The sequence below is a fragment of the Ginsengibacter hankyongi genome (genome assembly GCF_008710285.1).
Classification (GTDB): domain Bacteria; phylum Bacteroidota; class Bacteroidia; order Chitinophagales; family Chitinophagaceae; genus Ginsengibacter; species Ginsengibacter hankyongi.
In genome coordinates, this window is record NZ_VYQF01000002.1 from 36,264 (window position 1) to 53,104 (window position 16,841).

A 16,841-nucleotide genomic window follows, 5' to 3' on the forward strand; every position below is an offset into this window, starting at 1 on the left:
TTTATTAACTTATTGACTTTTGTTAAATTATACTAAATGGCTAATGTGATTATTATAGGAGGTGGAATTATCGGATTAAGCAGTGCTTATTATTTACTGCAACAAGGACATCAAATAACCATCATTGACAAAACTGATATGCTTGATGGATGTTCTTATGGAAATGCCGGTTATGTCAGCCCCAGTCATTTCGTACCCCTTGCATCACCCGGTATTGTTAAGCAGGGGTTTAAATGGATGACAAATTCGAAAAGTCCATTTTACATACAACCAAGATTGAGCAAGAGCCTGCTTAATTGGGGAATGAAATTTATTAAATCTGCAACAAAAGAACATGTTGAATCTTCGGCTATCCCCCTCCGTGATATTAATCTACTGAGCAAAAAAATGTACGAAGATCTGTGCAATGTTCCGGGATTTAATTTTTATTATGCGAACAAAGGAATGCTTGATTTTTTTAAAACAGAATCGAGTGCACATCATGCAGAAGAGTTGGTTTCTGCATCAAATAAATTAGGGCTTGACGCAAAACTTTTGAACAAGCAGGAAGTGCAAGAAATGGAACCAGCCTTGAACATGGATATAAAAGGCGCAGTGTATTTTAAATGCGATTCCCACATGTATCCAAATAAACTGATGAAGGATATGATTGCTTTTCTTACAAATAACGGCGTGATCATTAAAACCCGGGAAGAAATAAAAAGTTTTATTAAAGAAGGAAATATCATTAAGGGTGTTCGAACAAATGTCTCCGAATGTTTTGGTGAACATATTGTGTTAGCTGCAGGTGCATGGAGCGGAGAGATAGCAGCCAACTTAAACCTAAATATACCAATGGTCGCTGGCAGGGGTTATTCAATGACTTTCGAAGATTCGTCATTCGAAATACATCAACCAATTATTTTAAGTGAAGCAAGAGTGGCGTTAACGCCAATGGCAGAAAATAAAATTCGTTTCGGCGGAACCATGGAAATAACGTCAACAAATACGCCGCCAAAGATCAATCGTGTGAAGGGCATCCTTGAATCTGTAAAAAAATATTTCCCGGATGTTGAAATACCTTTTCCTGAAAAAGACAAAATATGGTTTGGATTCAGGCCATGCTCTGCTGACGGGTTACCTTATATTGGCCGCGTGAGTAAATATAAAAATTTGATAATCGCAAGTGGCCATGCAATGCTGGGATTGAGCCTTGGGCCAGCAACGGGAAAATTGGTAAGTGAAATAATCAAAAATGAACCAACAAGTATAGATATAAAAGCGTTTAACCCTGACCGCTTTAATTAATTATTATTTTCTCCAAATTAAATCCACCTTTAACAGCAGCTATTTTTATCCTGTTTAGCCCTGCACCCAAATGAATATTTTTCACAGTTACAGTTTGCCATGTGTGCATATTGCCTGTAACCGGAACATCAACTTCTTTTGCCAGCACATGCCCGTTAGAACTTATAGATAATTTTTCCCCATCACTTATGGATGCAACAGAGAAACTAAAATTATAGCTCCCATTTTTTGATACGTTAATCGTGTATTGCAACCATTCTCCATCTTCAATATTACCTACGTAATAGGTATTATACTTTGAGGAATCTTTATAAATGTCCACTCCATCATTACGATAAACCCGGCCACGATTACCTGTGCCCGGCACACCTGACGAGCGATAATTTGCCGTATCCAAATCATAGTAGGCAATGCCATTTCTTCCTAAATCATAATCAACTGCGTTTATTGTTACACTATTTTTTAAATTATAAGAATGATAAGGAATTGCTTCAGCAGAAAATGGCTGGCGAAACATAGCATCCATTACATCATTATGAACAATATTATTTTCAACTTTAGCATACACGGCGAGTTCAAGCAATCCGCTATATACATCACTTTCTTTGGGAGGTTTGCCATTCCCATTCATATAATTTTTTAGTGCATCATAATTTAGATTCGATTTTATTTCCAACGGGTTATTCGATCCCATTTTTTTTAGTGGCCACATAGACCACCCGATATTATTTTTTTCCAACAAACGAATTTCTTCTGTAAACCAAACATTAGAATTTTCGCCGGTTTCACCCAACCATTCAGGAACATTATATTTATTTCTTGCGTCAATAAGGCGCTGAATGTTTTCCGGCTTATTATAATCCCAATACTTATGAAAGCTCAATACCATATTTTTATCCCATGTTAGCAATATTCCTGTATAATTATTTCCCCATCCATTGCCTTCTATAATAATCATATGATTTTTATCAACAGAGCGGATAGCACTTGTTATTTGCTGAAACAATTCTTTTATCGGCGCATTATTTTTTTCTTTAGTTCCGTTACGATCATTTACACTATCGGTGAATCCCCAATTGGGTTCATTCAAAATATCATAGCCGCCTATCCACTCTTCATTTTTATAACGCTCTGCTAATTTTTCCCAAAGTGCAATCGTCTTTTGTTGATTCGCTTCACTTTGCCATAATGATGGCTTGCTTGGGTCGCGATCCGAAATGTTTATATCATTCCCTTGTCCGCCCGGCGCTGCGTGCAAATCTAAAATGAGATCCATATGATTTGCTTTGCACCATGCCAGTAAACTATCTGTTAATGCAAAACCTTTATCGAGCCATGTGTTCTCACCAGCCACTGGCTCTTTATCTACCGGTAACGTATAAAGGTTATAATGCATAGGAAGCCTTATAGAATTAAAGCCCCATGCATGCATCGAATCAATATCTGTCTTTTGTATAAAATTATGCAGCCATGCATCATAAAATTCCTCTGTTTCTTTAGGGCCCATTAAGTCTTCTATCCTTGATCTTATTTTATTTTGTTGCGCATCTTTATTAATGCCCAGCATATACCCTTCCTGCAACATCCATCCGCCAAGGCCCTCTCCTCTTAATAAAACATTTTGCCCTTTTGCATTTACAATTTTTTTGCCATCAGCTTTTAAAAAACCTTGTGCCGATAAACTATTAAAAAAAATATTGCATACAAAAAACAGAATGATATATTGAAAGTTTTTTTTAGAGAATAATTTTATTTCCATGGTGAATTTTTTATTCTGATAACAGCAATATCAAAGTAAGCGAATACGATTTTTTACCAAACAAATGTTGCGACTGCTTTTCCTTCTAATGTTGCTGATGCATTTTTTCCATGGTAGCTGATAGTAAAAGTTTGTGGTTTATTATTTTCATTAGCAACAATTAAAACTTTTTTATTACCTGGAGTTGTAAAAGCAACGTTAGGCAAAGATTCAAGATCATTTGATGCAATACGCACAGAGCCCGGTCTTACAAATTTTGAAATATGCGCCATAGAATAGTATGCAATATTTTTCGAGTAAGAATTACCATCGATTGTTACAGCTCCCTGGCACATGGAGCAGCCACCACGATCCGTATAAGGCTTGAAATCGGGTCCTGCAGCAAGATTCCATTCAAGAACATTGCGGCACCAATTGCGTGTAGCGCCAATAATAATAGTGCCTACCGGCTCTGATATAATCATTCTTGAGGTATCATGAAACTGCACTACCATTTGCTCAGTAAAATATATATTCTTATCAGGATGCGCATTATGCACCTGGGTAAAAGCGTCTACGCTTCCTCCATATAAATGAAATGCGGAGCCATCAATATATTTAGCCGCCTGGGGGTCGTCAAGAATTGTGATCGGGTAATCTGGTCTGTCAGCATTATGATCGTAAATAAGAATTTTGGTTTGGATGCCAGCAGCTTTGAAAGCTGGTCCTAAATTATATTTTATAAAATCTTTTTCTTCGGGGCCCGTTAGTAAAAGGCTTGGGTTATTACCCGGATGCAAAGGCTCATTCTGAACAGTGATTGCATCAATGGTGATGCCTTTAGCTTTCATTTGCTTGATATATTTTACAAAATACTTTGCGTAAGCGGCGTAATATTCCGGCTTCAATCTTCCTCCTCGCGTATCGTTATTTGTTTTCATCCATTTTGGAGGCGACCATGGTGAACCCAATATTTTTATAGAAGGATTTAAAGCCAAAATTTCTTTCATAACCGGTATCACATCTTTTTTATCAGGGCCAAGATCGAACTTATCCATATTGATATCCGTTTCACCGTCCGGCAAATCATCATAAGAAAACACATGATCATTTAAATCAGATGAACCAATGCTTAAGCGCAAATAACTCACACCAATATCATTGCCTTTTGTTCCAAATACTTCCTGCAATAATTTTAAACGGCTGCCGGCATTCATATTTATAATGTGCATAGCACTTCCGCCTGTTAATGCAAAACCAAACCCAACCATAGATTGATATGTTTGTTTATCATCTACTTTAATTACCGGATTGTCATTTGTTGCAGAACCAAATTGCAATTGCTTATCCTGCCGGGTAAATAAGGCAGATTTATCACGATTGGTGAGCCATACATCAATCTTAGAATTCGTTTGTGCCTTTACGTTACTAACGGTCGATAAAAGAATTAAGGTTAAAAAATATTGGAGTTTGTATTTCATTAAAAGAATTGAATGATTGAATCAAAAAAATTATTCCCGGATCCGGAATTACGGCATCGTAAAAGATTATTGCAAAGGTAAAATTATGAGAAGATTATTTCGCAAACTTTTAATCATTAATATTAATAAAAAAGCTGAACAGTTAATAATAATAACTGTTCAGCTTTTACAAGAATTTTACTATTTCAGTTTTGACAACTGGTCGTTATAAAACTTTACTGTCTCTATAACATCGGGTACGCTATGGTACCAGTTTGATTCATGTTCTATTGAAAACATTCCGCTAAAATGCTGGCGTTTTAGCTCCTGGAATATGGGGGCAAAATCAATTACACCTTTTCCAACAACGGTGTCTTCAGATTTTGTATCATCAAATTTCTTGATGTCTTTTAGATGAACACCAAATATATGGCCTTCCAGTTTTTTAAGTGCATCAACAGGATTTACCCCGTTGCGTGCCCAATGTCCTATGTCGGCACAAGAACCGATATTCGGATGACCCACAGTGGCAGCCAAAACAGAATCAGGGCTCCAGTAAACATTTGGTTTTGGATGATCGTGAATAGCCACTTTAATACCATAAGCGCCTGCCATACTATCTACCATGTCCCATTGATCTTTGTGTGGCTCGGCAGTGATATAGCTAAGCCCGAATTCCTTAGCAAGATCAAAAGCCTTCTTCCATTCATCACGTGTATTAGGAACAATAACGCCCATTGCAACAATACTTATACCTTTCTGCTGCAATAACTGTTTTAGTTTGGCTTTGCTTTCATCAGACATTCTTATACCAAAACTATCTTTCATGCCTGCACCAAGAGGTTGCCCCCAGAATGCTTCAATGTATTTTATACCTGCACTGTCTACTTTATCAAGTGCATCTGCAAAAGGGAACATTCTGAATGTCCACATCTGTACGCCAAGTTTCCAGTTGGCGGTAACATTACCGGAGTCGGATATTGCAACAGACGTAGAATCATTTGTTGTATCAGTTTTTGTAGTTGTAGAATTACATTTTGTCAAGGCAATAATGCAAATACAACCAAGGAAGAGAAAAGCAATCTTTTTCATGTAAAATGGTTTAATTAAAAGGAGGGAGCAAGTTAGTGTTTTATGTGAAATAATATTTTATTAATAGATTTTTTTTAAATGAAGAAAAAATAAAAAATCTTAAAATAAATCACCGTGAAAACGTCATAGAATTTGAATCAAAACACAGATTTAATTAACCAAACACTGTCTGTTACCAGGCGCTTTTTGTTTCAATAACTTATGCATTATTATAGACTTTTAAAACCGGTTCCCGAAGCGCAGCTGCTTCATCCGTGCAATGCCAGTAAATAACATCTGCAATGGCTTCCGGTTTTACCCAGTTATCGAAATGGGCTTCTGGCATGGCTTTGCGGTTAGGAGGTGTATCAATGGTGCTTGGAACAACCACGCTGGTAACAACATTTTTTCCTTTCGCTTCTGCATTCATTAATTCAGCCAAACGAAAAATCAGTGACTTTGCCAATCCGTACGCAACCATTCCTTTACCGTTTCTTGCGTCAAGTCCAGGCTTAGATCCTATGATAAAAATTCTTCCGCTGTTTTGTTTCAGCATTTGAATAAATACAGGACGAGCAACATTATAGGCAGTTTCAAAATTTAGTTTATATTGTTTTTCAATATCGCTTGTTTTTGTATCTACAATTGATCCCATTGCAAAACCGCCGACAGTGAGCACAGCGGCATCAACGCTTTTATATTTTGAAATTACGGTATCGATAAATTTTCCTGATGCTTCTTCATCACCCAAATCAACAACTACCTTTTCAAATTTATCGGCGGGAAAATTAATTGGAGTTGTATCATTAGGGATTACTGTTCCAATTACAAAATATCCTTCTTGAACAAATTTTTTTACAACGGCTTGTCCCATGTTGCCTGTAGCGCCGGTTATCATTATAGTTTTCATTGTCGTTTTTTTATATATAAATAAATCACTGCATCAAAAATATGCATCCTCTCGTTAGTTAGTTTAACCAGATATTTTATCAGGGTTCTTTTTGCTCAAAATAATTGATAAGATTATTTAATTGAGGATTTTGAATCAGCCGGTTATCAATGCGGCGCAATAAAGTGTCCGACATAAACCAGTTCATAGCATAAGAAGGTTCTTTATTAAATCTTGTACGCAACGGATCCCGGCTCCATTCAGTTGAATCTTTATATAATGATATCCTGTCATAAACAGCCTGGTGGCCGCCAAACCTATTGATGTCACTAACATAGTTAATAAGCCTCATATCATTCACGGTTGTTTGCATATCATACGCTCCTTCAATTGTAAGAATAGGGCTTAGTAAATCATTTTTAATAGGCGGAACTTTTACTATGCTACTCGAGTCTTCTTCGACAGGGCTGTTTACAATGTGTAACACGTTAAATCGTAATTTTTTAATTTGCGTGTATAACGTGCCGTTACCCATGCTATCTTCTTTCTCAATATTCAAAATGCCTCTTATAGTTTCCTGGATTACGCCCGCTCCAGAATTATCGAAATAACCTCCATCAACAAAATAATTGTTGGCGATTCTTCCCGCAGGGCTTAAATAAGGAAACCTTGCGCCGAGAATTGCGCCCGACGTAAGACTGATATCTTTGTTGTTACCTAGCAAATTCAATACATCAATCCTTTCATTAAAAATTCCTGAGTCAGGTTTGAGATTAGTAACTATACCAGGATTCCCATCCTGCATTCTGGTGGTGTTTATAAAGAGTATCGGCAAATAAGTTCTGCCATCTTTTAAGGCAGGAAATTTCGATAGCGTATCATAAAATGGCACTTCATAAGCACTGTCATTTTTGATATGAGAAGATTCTTCAAAAGACATTTCCAAAGCAGCAGCCCGGTCTTTAACAGCGCTTACATGAAATATATAGTTGAAAAAATCGGGACCAAGCATTCTTGCAAATGTGTAAGTAAAATAATCCTGTTTTAAAAAAGCTTTTGCCGATTTTGCATACAATGCATCAGTATGCAATTCTTTATTTCGTAACAAAGAGAAAAAGGTAGCCACTCCTACTCCACCGCCTGATGTTCCTGATACGCAAAAAACATGATCAGAAAATCTATTCGTTTTATCATGAATTAACGATGCATCTTCCAGTCTTCCTAACACTCCGGCCGTCCAATAACCCGAACGTGAAGCGCCACCGTTAGACATTACAAAGTACATATCATACTTCATTGAATCGGGCAGCGCAGAAATATTTCTATCGTGTAGCCATGCTGTTAAGTACGCTTTTAAATCAGGTCTCGATTCATAATTATTATTTGTTTGCAGGTCAATCGTACGCACATAATGCGTTTCACCAAAACCCAGGACAAACGCTAATATCAACAGAATAAAATGAAAGTTAACCTTAAACTTTACAGAGAAAGCGGTAACTATATTCCCGAATGCCAGTAATACTCCAAACGCCAGGATAATAAATGGAAAAGGCCCGATACTTCTTGCAAATGAAAGCCATATTATTGAAGCGATGTATAATACTATACCGGATATCCCAATAAACAAAGACCACTTGAAATATCCTATTTCTTTTCGTGGAATACAGAAATAATCCATCAGTCTTTCCAACATGTTTGGTTCTTTCTGCTTTTCTTTTTGAACAAGCATTACCTGCTCTGCTTTCCTTTCCATTCGCACCCTGCGAAGATTGATATATAAAATAAAAACAACATGAAATACAATCAATAAACCGAAAAGAGTAAGAATATAAATTGTATTAAACAGACTCGTAATTATAATAAGCGCTATCAATATAAACAGCAATACAAAAAATAATTTTCTGAATGATGATTTCATTGCCAGCTTATCGTTAACCCATTTATTTATATACCGGAGAACAATCAACAAAATAAAAAAGGAAATCCACGTCACAGCAGAACTAATTGCATGCAATGCTGCAGGCGATTGAAGCAGCGCCAACTCGAGTACTAAAAAACAACTGTTGCCAATAATGCGGGGAAATTCATCAAGAAAATTTTTTCCAACCTCGAAAATGTTATAATGCGCTGCATATTCTTTTTCCGCTGTTTCTTCATTTGTTCTGGAGATTACTTTTATTTCATCTTTCTGTCTTGTCTTTTTTATATAAGAAACAATTCTTGCTGAATACCAGCTCACATAAGCCCAAAAACCAATAGCCACAAAAAATATAATACGGGTATAGTTTATTGAAAAGATCGTCTTCGATGTATTTTCAGTAAAGGCAACAATAATATCTTTGCCTTGCCCAAGCGTCCAGAAACAAAAAATGCCAAACAATAAAAATATAATTCCGGGAAAGAAAAGCCAGATTGATTTTGATAACTGAGAAATAAATCTCAGTACACCAGATATAAACTGCTTCATAAAAAAAATTTAGGTGATCGGGGGTTGCTGCATATCGTAAGCCTAATTTAACTAAAGGTTTTTTCAAAAGCAACTCATCAAAATGCGCGAATACTTAAAGCGTCCACCAATACGTAAATTTTAATAAAATTTCTCTATTCCTGACTGCGAAGGGTACGTTTAAATAATTATCTGTATAAACGAGAAACAGGTCTGATGCAGGTTTATAACGCCATTGCAACCTTGCATTTACATTTGTGTTTTTAAGTTGTTCATTGTATTGAACATAAGTAGTAAAGAAAAGTTTGTTAGTCATTGTCAGGTCTATTTTTGGCCCAACAAGCCAAAAATTAGTATGCCCCCATGGTTCCGGCAACATTAATTGATTATAAGTTGCATATAAAGTAATGTTGAGCACAGGCTGAAAGCGATAGCCAAGGTTGCCACTTGCTGTAATTTTTTTACCATCAGCATAGTATCCTCCATAACGAAAAGAATACCCATAAGTAAAAAGGCTTTGTGGCTTTGAAACAAAATCGGCGCCAATAGTTTTCCACTTATGGATTGAAGCAAGTTGCAATGAATCTTTACCGCTATTTGTTGGATCAAAAGGAAAAAGCAATTGCACATAATCGTCTATCATTACAGATGATAATGTTGCCTTAGTTCGAAAAGTAATTAAATAAGTCAGCAGGTCTTCATGATCTGTCTGATGAAATTTTGTATTAAAAAAATAAGTTGAAGTTAGCTGGGGGCCATGCGTTAATATGCTCCCTCCTTTAGGGAAAAAGTAATAAGCAATGTTTGGATTCAACTTTATATCACCTCTGCGTGGTACATAGCCAACTTCTGCATTATAATTTTGACCAATCAATTCGTAACTACCATTAATGGTCCATCTCTTACCGGCATATTGTAAGTTACCCGCTAATAACATATCCTTTCCCTTTTTGCCCGGGCTAAAAGATTTTATGAGCATTTGCTTTCCTGTCCATGCATTATTGGGTGAAGCAAGATTATACTCCACTGCGATATTACGATTATACTTAGAATAAAGCGGAAGTAAAGAATCTTTACCGGGATGATAACTAATAGATTGTTTATTAATGAACATTACATTAATATTTGACCGGGAAAAAACTTCTCTTTGCAAAGCAACTACAGCAAAATTTTGTTGCGGCAAACCGATTTCATCCTGCTTTGCAGTTTGCATATCCATAACGTTCATGCGCCAGTTACGATTGAGTTTACCACTTAATCTTCCTCCGAATTCAATTGGTATTCCTAAACCAATACGACGCGAAAAAAATGGTCGAATATCAGAATAGCCAAAGTTATTTGTCTGGTCACCATTTTCAAGAAAGAATGGCCTTCGCTCAGGAAAAAACAATTCATAACGATCCAGGTTGGTAACTTGTTTGTCTACCTCTACCTGGGAAAAATCAGGGTTTACCGTAAGATCAAGATTCAATGAAGAAGTAACAGCAACTTTTGCATCAAGCCCTATTTCATGTTTAAACTCTGCGGGTGAAGCTGGAATAAATTTCTTTGAATTTCCTGCTAAGACAAATGGGATTAGAGACACATTATTTTTTTGAACAGGTGGTGGTATACTCCAAATTAAAGAACCTGTATAAGCAAGAGCAGCTGTTGGAAACTGCCGTGGGACAGGTGCCCAGCTTGATTTTTCCGTTGTTTTTAAATCATTTCGACTAAAGTTTATCCCCCATTTGGAAACTCCCTTTTTATAACGGAGTGTTTTAAGGGGAATAGCAATTTCCAAAACCCATCTGTCGGCATGTTGCTTTACTTCTGACCTCCATTTGTTATCCCAATTTAAATCTACAGAGCCGCCCTGGTACATTAATCCATCCCATTGAGCGCCGGCTGCGTTTGTGCCAAAAGCAAAACCGTTAGTCTGGTCATCAAACGGGTCAATGAACACAATAAAATTGTCGTTTTTCTGAAAATCAAAATCCCTTCTTAATGATTCTACCATATCACGACCGGGTAAAGCTTTATAGCAGGTAGCTAAGAGATAAAGATTATTTTTATCAAAAGTCATTTGCACCTCAGTCTTTACCCTTGCATGGCTTGTGTCCATTGGAAGTACCATATAAAAATCCCTGGCAACTTTTGCATATTTCCATACAGAATCATTTGCTATTCCATCAACATGAACCATTTCGGTAGTTGGGTAAATATCCAATGTATAGGAGCTGTTTTTTTTCTGTGCCATTGTGATGACGCTTAACAGGCAAGCATAAACGAAGAGTAAATTTCTTTTCAATGTTGGTTTCTTTTAATAAACAAAAACTACCGGAAAAATATACATAAATAGAATCCATAATCTTCACAGTATCGCAATAAATAAAAATAGTAGCGCAATTTTCTTTTGAAAATTCTCTATTTAAATTTCAAATTCATAATTCGGTTAATCCACACAAAAACTACTTTAAGTGCAAGAGTAGGAAATCCTGATGTCTTACAATACACTTTTCCCCTTTCACCAGCCACTTTGATTTAAATTTTTTAAAATTCCATTCGTCTCCTTATATTTGCACTCCCAAAAATAAAGGGAGCATAGCTCAGTTGGTTTAGAGCATCTGCCTTACAAGCAGAGGGTCCGCGGTTCGAACCCGTGTGCTCCCACAGTTACCCCGTTTAAGCGGGGTTTTTTAATTCTCTTCACTTGAAAGTAGCGAGGAGACGGGTTTCAATTTATTTGACATGTTAAGGCCAAAATTATTTGACACTTTAAAGACTTACAACCGCCATCAGTTTCAAAAAGATGCAATGGCCGGCTTAATTGTAGGAATTGTTGCCTTACCACTGGCTATTGCTTTTGCCATTGCATCAGGGGTCTCTCCCGAAAAAGGATTATACACAGCGATTATAGGAGGATTTATTATTTCTGTATTGGGCGGCAGCAAGGTGCAGATTGGCGGCCCAACAGGGGCTTTCATTGTTATCGTTTATGGTATCGTACAGCAATATGGAATTAATGGTTTAATCATTGCGACTTTTATTGCCGGCGTAATGCTAATTATAATGGGGTTAGCAAGGCTGGGCGCCGTTATAAAATTTATTCCCCATCCATTAATTATCGGTTTTACAAGCGGAATTGCTTTGATTATTTTTTCATCAGAAATAAAAGACTTTTTTGGATTGAAAATGGGCGCCGTACCCTCAGATTTTCTTGAAAAATGGAAAAGCTATTTTGTCAACTTTCACTCGTTAAATATATATACTGTTGCAATTGCTTGTGCAGCAGTTATCATTATTTTGCTATGGCCGAAAGTTACACATAAAGTTCCGGGTTCATTAATAGCCATACTTGTTACAACTGCAGTTGTGCAATTATTTCATTTACCTGTAGAGTCTATTGGCAGCAGGTTTGGTGCTATCCCATCCTCATTGCCATTGCCTGTAATTCCTCACCTGGATTTTGCTACGATAAAAAATCTGATAAGGCCTGCGTTTACAATTGCACTCCTGGGAGGCATAGAGTCATTATTAAGCGCCGTAGTTGCAGACGGAATGATTGGAGGTAATCACCGATCCAATATGGAATTAATTGCACAGGGAACGGCAAATATTTTCTCATCATTATTTGGCGGTATACCGGCAACAGGCGCCATAGCCCGCACGGCAACCAACGTAAAAAACGGCGGACGAACGCCTATCGCAGGAGTTATTCATGCAGTTACACTTTTGCTTATTCTGTTATTTTTTGGGAAATGGGCTTCTTTAATTCCCATGGCAACATTGGCCGCGATACTAGTTGTTATTGCTTATAATATGAGCGAATGGCGAAATTTTAAATCTGTATTGGAAGGATCCCGAAGTGATGTGGCAGTTTTGCTTACCAGCTTTTTGCTTACAGTAATTATCGATCTCACGATTGCTATCGAAATTGGGATGGTGCTCGCCGCATTTCTTTTTATGCGCAAAATGATTCAGTTCAGCAACGTAAGCATTTTAACCAATCAAATTGACGACCATGCGGATGATCTTGATAAAGCGGCTATAAGTAATTTTGACGTTCCAAAAGATGTGGAAGTATTTGAAATAACCGGACCACTCTTTTTTGGCGCTGCGTATAAGTTCAAAGATTCTATTAAATTTATTGAGAAAACTCCGAAAGTTCTCATTATTCGCATGCGCCAGGTACCCATTATCGATGCCACTGGCATACACATATTAGCAGAAGTGTTTAAAGAGATTAGTAAAAGGGGTACAAAAATTATTTTGTCAGGCATAAGCAGCGAACAGGTGATGGAGCAATTAAAAAAATCACGACTTGTATTTGCAATTGGCAAAGCGAATATTACTGACACGTTTGAGGAAGCCTTGAAACGCTGCCGTGTAATTTTGGATGATATGGATTCATTGAAGACTAAAGCACGCTAAGTGTAAATACGAAAGCCGCCCGTTATAACAAACAGGCGGCTTTTTCTGAGGTGTTTTTAAAATAAGATCAATTATTTATCATCTAATTTTTTCCTTGCTTCCGCTTCTTTCTTCTGTGCCTCTGCTTTCCTAATTTCTATTTCTTTACTTATTGAGTCTCTCCTTTTTTGCTCAATTTGTTTTACAATCGAATCTATCCGGGCTTTTTCTACCTCATCTTTTGCTTTCTTTTCATCTGAAAGCGTTTGCACCTGTGCCAATTTCTGTTTTAATGCATCATCAAGAATCATGGCAAAGTGATATCTTGTTATAGTGGTTTTTTTAGGCTTAAAATTGCCGTAATTATAGCCTAAAGTAACTCTCAAAATATCATACAATTCATCCTGGTAAAAAGGCGCATTTGCATTTAACAATGCTGCCTTTGTAAAAGGTGCATTAATGCCCCAGTTTTCGAGTAAAGACTGTACAGCAACATAATACACACTGCCTGGTTTAAGGTCTTTCACCTGCGTTACACTTGTTATGTAGGCCTTATTTCTATCATAAGTATTGATAAGCGAAGTATCGAGACCGGCATTATTTATTAGATCTTTTATGCGACCTAAAACGGAATTATAAGACACAACAAAATCTCCCCGTTTTAGATTTGCATTTCCTGAAAAAGAATTATCAGCGTACACCATTATAACATGATGATTTTCTATTAAATCTTTTAGAGAATTATAAGCTTCATTATTTTCAAGTATATCTGTAACCTGGCTAATTGATTGAGGATTGCCAAATCCTTTTGCTATTTTTTGCGCATTGAGTTTTGCATTGGTTCGGCCACGGCTAATTTGAGCAGTTGAACTATTAAATAATAAGAAGAGTGTTGTAAGAAAAAGAAATGCTTTGAAGAAATGTCTCATACAGTTTTAATGTTCTATAAATTACCGGTGCTAAAAGAATTCTGTTTACGCACCCAAATTCAATGCCTGAATTAAAATTTTACCCTATCTGCAATGATTGGTAATATTGATTTAAGCCCATAAAATCGTAAATTTGCAGCAGATTTTTTATATGAATCAAACAAAAACACATATAGCGGAAGACTCTGATACGGAGCTTTTAATTGACAATGATAGTGGCTGCCAGCTTGTGGTTTGGAACGATGAGGTTAATAGCTTTGAATGGGTAATTGCAACGCTGGTAGAGGTATGCGGTCATTCAACCGAGCAAGCTGAACAGTGTGCTATGATAATTCATACAAAAGGGAAATATGGAGTGAAAGATGGATCTTACGACTACCTGAAACCAATGTGCGATGCCATTACTGACCGGGGAATTGGCGCCACGGTAGAGGAACTTTCCGAACATTAAGTTTTCAAAGAAGATTCCTTTCTTTTTCCTAAGCAATCTTTATGATTGCAAGCTAAGTACAATTAATCTTTAATGCCCGATTTTTTATTACGAAATTCGCCCTGCTTCCCGGATGTTGAATCTGCCGCTGAAGATGGCCTCCTGGCTTTTGGTGGGAATCTCGAATTAACTACTTTATTAAACGCTTACAAAAAAGGAATTTTTCCATGGTACAATCCTGATGAACCCATCTGCTGGTATTGTCCGGATCCGCGGTTTGTTTTATTTCCAGGGGAACTTAAAGTAAGCAAGAGCATGAAAACAATTATTAAGAAAAATGAATTTTCATTTTCCATTGATAAAGATTTTGCAGGAGTAATAAGAAATTGTCGAATGGCTAAAAGGAAAATTGGTCCTGGCACATGGATTACTGATGAAATTGAAAAAGCATATACCACTCTCTTTGAAAAAGGATACGCCCACAGTGCAGAAGCATGGCATAACGGAGAATTGGTTGGCGGTTTATATGGTGTGCAATTGGGCAAAGTTTTTTTCGGCGAAAGTATGTTTGCAAATAAAAGCAATGCAAGCAAATTTGCCTTTATTATGTACGTTGACAACCTGGTAAAAAATGGCATCGCGTTAATTGATTGCCAGGTGTACACTCCGCACCTGGGAAGCCTCGGCGCTGAATTTATCAGGAGAAAAAAATTTACCGAACTCCTGAACAAATTAATTGTTTAAAGAAATTTTTTTAGAAGGATATCTCGCAGCATGCTGATAAACTAATCCTCTTATATAATCGTTTTCAGCATAAGGTGTAAGGCGGAATTTAAGCTCTTCAATATTTTGAATGGTGATATCAGAAGGCAAATAACCCATTCCATAAAATCGTCCTTTCTCCATTAAAATACAACTTTGCTCCTGTTGCTGCAATCCAAAATCAATTAAAGCAAAACTTGGTAATTCGTTATTCAAATAGTCAATACAAGCGGCTACCCGTGTGTTATATTCTTCAACACTTTCTTTTTGTTCGCAAGCGCCTTTGCATTTTTTTTCAGCAAGTAACTGGCAGGATATATTTTCTGATTGCAGGAAACAAAGCTTCGGGCAAAGCTCAAATTGATGCATTAACTTTCGCAGTAAGTTATGGCCTTCCGTCAATAGGTTAAAAGTGTATAGTGGTTGTATATTCCTTTTCTTTTTTTCAATACACAATCTTATATAACCTTTCCGGTCTTCGAACGAATACAAGCCATACGCCTGCTCAAACCTTTTCTGGCTGCGATTTTGCTCCGGCCACAGTTTTTTTATTTCAATGCTTTCCAAAATAAAAGCCATCAATTCAGTTGCAGTTGTTTTATAGCTGATATTATAAATTTTCTTTAAAAATTCCTGCTTTTGCCTATTGGGTTTGTTATTAGAAAAATGGCTGTTTATTCTATTGGCCAGGCTTTTGGCTTTGCCGACATAAATAACCTTTCCTTTCTTATCATGAAAATAATAAACGCCGGGTTGCTGAGGCAATTTCTTTATTGCCTGTGCAGAAATGTTGGGTGGCAAAAACTGTTCTTTGCTTTTAGTTTTAAGCATCGCTTGTACGTGTCCGTTAGTATCACATTTCAATAAATGATGAAATAGTTGCACAGTAGCTAAAGCATCTCCACTCGCACGGTGACGATCTTCAATTTCAATACCAAGATGTTTACATATTTTGCCCAACCCGTAACCGGGAGCACCAGGCAATATTTGTCTTCCGAGCCTTACCGTACAAAGCTTTTTACAATTCAATTCATATCCTGACTGCGACAGGTGGTGTTTCACAAACGAATAATCGAAATTTACATTATGAGCGACAAAAATTTTATCGCTCAACATTTCAAACAATTCATCAGCAATACTGCTGAAAGGCCTTTCATATTCTACCATTTCATTAGTAATGCCGGTGAGGGCAGCCACATATTTTGGAATTGTGTAAACAGGATTTAGTAGAGTATGAAACCGGTGTATAATTTTTTCGCCATCAGAAACAAATACCGCAATTTCGGTAATGCCGTTTGCTGCAGCATACCCTCCCGTTGTTTCAATATCTACTATCGCGTATAACAAAGTGTCCTTTTAGAATGCAAACTTACTAACTTCCTTAGTAATAATGTGCCTGTTGTTTTTATTACATTTGCAGGCCACAAATTTTGAAAT

12 protein-coding genes and 1 tRNA gene are annotated in these 16,841 nt (G+C 36.8%); 5 read left to right on the forward strand and 8 right to left on the reverse strand.

The window, feature by feature from the left end; all coding sequences use genetic code 11:
- Window positions 1-36 precede the first annotated feature (36 nt).
- On the forward strand, window positions 37-1,287 hold the full coding sequence (locus tag FW778_RS09665) for an NAD(P)/FAD-dependent oxidoreductase (protein WP_150414482.1): 1,251 nt from the start codon (window positions 37-39) through the stop codon (window positions 1,285-1,287).
- Here the strand turns inward: FW778_RS09665 and FW778_RS09670 are convergent.
- The 6 genes from FW778_RS09670 to FW778_RS09695 all read right to left on the reverse strand — a co-directional run bounded on the left by FW778_RS09670 (window position 1,280) and on the right by FW778_RS09695 (window position 11,130).
- A complete protein-coding gene (locus FW778_RS09670; RefSeq protein ID WP_150414484.1) occupies window positions 1,280-3,046 on the reverse strand; it encodes a cellulase family glycosylhydrolase in 1,767 nt (588 codons plus the stop codon). The two genes, FW778_RS09665 and FW778_RS09670, sit on opposite strands and share 8 nt — an antisense overlap.
- 53 nt (window positions 3,047-3,099) lie before the next feature.
- The gene (locus tag FW778_RS09675; protein ID WP_150414486.1) at window positions 3,100-4,506 is read right to left on the reverse strand and encodes a glycoside hydrolase family 30 protein; all 1,407 of its coding nucleotides are present in this window, start codon (window positions 4,504-4,506) and stop codon (window positions 3,100-3,102) included.
- Between the two features lie 180 nt (window positions 4,507-4,686).
- Window positions 4,687-5,577, reverse strand: coding sequence for a sugar phosphate isomerase/epimerase family protein (locus FW778_RS09680; protein WP_150414487.1), 891 nt, complete (start codon window positions 5,575-5,577; stop codon window positions 4,687-4,689).
- Window positions 5,578-5,776: 199 nt separating this feature from the next.
- The gene (locus FW778_RS09685; RefSeq protein ID WP_150414489.1) at window positions 5,777-6,466 is read right to left on the reverse strand and encodes an SDR family NAD(P)-dependent oxidoreductase; all 690 of its coding nucleotides are present in this window, start codon (window positions 6,464-6,466) and stop codon (window positions 5,777-5,779) included.
- Window positions 6,467-6,545: 79 nt separating this feature from the next.
- Window positions 6,546-8,912, reverse strand: a complete 2,367-nt coding sequence (locus FW778_RS09690; RefSeq protein WP_150414491.1) for a patatin-like phospholipase family protein — start codon at window positions 8,910-8,912, stop codon at window positions 6,546-6,548.
- Window positions 8,913-9,006: 94 nt separating this feature from the next.
- Complete coding sequence (locus FW778_RS09695) at window positions 9,007-11,130, reverse strand: carbohydrate binding family 9 domain-containing protein (protein ID WP_202552169.1); 2,124 nt, start codon at window positions 11,128-11,130, stop codon at window positions 9,007-9,009.
- 338 nt (window positions 11,131-11,468) lie between these two features.
- Between FW778_RS09695 and FW778_RS09700 the strand changes: the two genes are divergently transcribed.
- Together FW778_RS09700 and FW778_RS09705 are read left to right on the forward strand one after the other, a co-directional pair.
- Window positions 11,469-11,543, forward strand: a tRNA-Val gene (locus tag FW778_RS09700).
- A gap of 78 nt (window positions 11,544-11,621) precedes the next feature.
- Window positions 11,622-13,304: a SulP family inorganic anion transporter gene (locus FW778_RS09705; protein WP_150414494.1), complete on the forward strand. Its 1,683-nt coding sequence runs from the start codon at window positions 11,622-11,624 to the stop codon at window positions 13,302-13,304.
- Between the two features lie 71 nt (window positions 13,305-13,375).
- Here the strand turns inward: FW778_RS09705 and FW778_RS09710 are convergent, their stop codons facing one another.
- Window positions 13,376-14,212 carry a hypothetical protein gene (locus FW778_RS09710; RefSeq protein WP_150414496.1) on the reverse strand — a complete coding sequence of 279 codons (837 nt, stop codon included), beginning with the start codon at window positions 14,210-14,212 and terminating at the stop codon, window positions 13,376-13,378.
- A 133-nt stretch (window positions 14,213-14,345) separates the two neighbouring features.
- Here FW778_RS09710 and FW778_RS09715 point away from each other — a divergent pair, with 133 nt between their 5' ends.
- Together FW778_RS09715 and aat are read left to right on the forward strand one after the other, a co-directional pair.
- Window positions 14,346-14,663, forward strand: coding sequence for an ATP-dependent Clp protease adaptor ClpS (locus FW778_RS09715; RefSeq protein ID WP_235906183.1), 318 nt, complete (start codon window positions 14,346-14,348; stop codon window positions 14,661-14,663).
- A 72-nt stretch (window positions 14,664-14,735) separates the two neighbouring features.
- Window positions 14,736-15,386, forward strand: a complete 651-nt coding sequence (gene aat / locus FW778_RS09720; RefSeq protein WP_150414498.1) for a leucyl/phenylalanyl-tRNA--protein transferase — start codon at window positions 14,736-14,738, stop codon at window positions 15,384-15,386.
- On the opposite strand, the gene FW778_RS09725 is transcribed toward aat, so the two are convergent.
- The gene (locus tag FW778_RS09725; protein ID WP_150414500.1) at window positions 15,375-16,751 is read right to left on the reverse strand and encodes an exonuclease domain-containing protein; all 1,377 of its coding nucleotides are present in this window, start codon (window positions 16,749-16,751) and stop codon (window positions 15,375-15,377) included. The genes aat and FW778_RS09725 overlap by 12 nt on opposite strands.
- Window positions 16,752-16,841 lie beyond the last annotated feature (90 nt).

Bases quoted from the DNA above. Each gene is read 5' to 3' on its own strand.
- FW778_RS09665 (WP_150414482.1), top strand. From the start codon at position 37: ATGGCTAATGTGATTATTATAGGAGGTGGAATTATCGGATTAAGCAGT.
- FW778_RS09670 (WP_150414484.1), bottom strand. From the start codon at position 3,046: ATGGAAATAAAATTATTCTCTAAAAAAAACTTTCAATATATCATTCTG.
- FW778_RS09675 (WP_150414486.1), bottom strand. From the start codon at position 4,506: ATGAAATACAAACTCCAATATTTTTTAACCTTAATTCTTTTATCGACC.
- FW778_RS09680 (WP_150414487.1), bottom strand. From the start codon at position 5,577: ATGAAAAAGATTGCTTTTCTCTTCCTTGGTTGTATTTGCATTATTGCC.
- FW778_RS09685 (WP_150414489.1), bottom strand. From the start codon at position 6,466: ATGAAAACTATAATGATAACCGGCGCTACAGGCAACATGGGACAAGCC.
- FW778_RS09690 (WP_150414491.1), bottom strand. From the start codon at position 8,912: ATGAAGCAGTTTATATCTGGTGTACTGAGATTTATTTCTCAGTTATCA.
- FW778_RS09695 (WP_202552169.1), bottom strand. From the start codon at position 11,130: ATGGCACAGAAAAAAAACAGCTCCTATACATTGGATATTTACCCAACT.
- FW778_RS09705 (WP_150414494.1), top strand. From the start codon at position 11,622: ATGTTAAGGCCAAAATTATTTGACACTTTAAAGACTTACAACCGCCAT.
- FW778_RS09710 (WP_150414496.1), bottom strand. From the start codon at position 14,212: ATGAGACATTTCTTCAAAGCATTTCTTTTTCTTACAACACTCTTCTTA.
- aat (WP_150414498.1), top strand. From the start codon at position 14,736: ATGCCCGATTTTTTATTACGAAATTCGCCCTGCTTCCCGGATGTTGAA.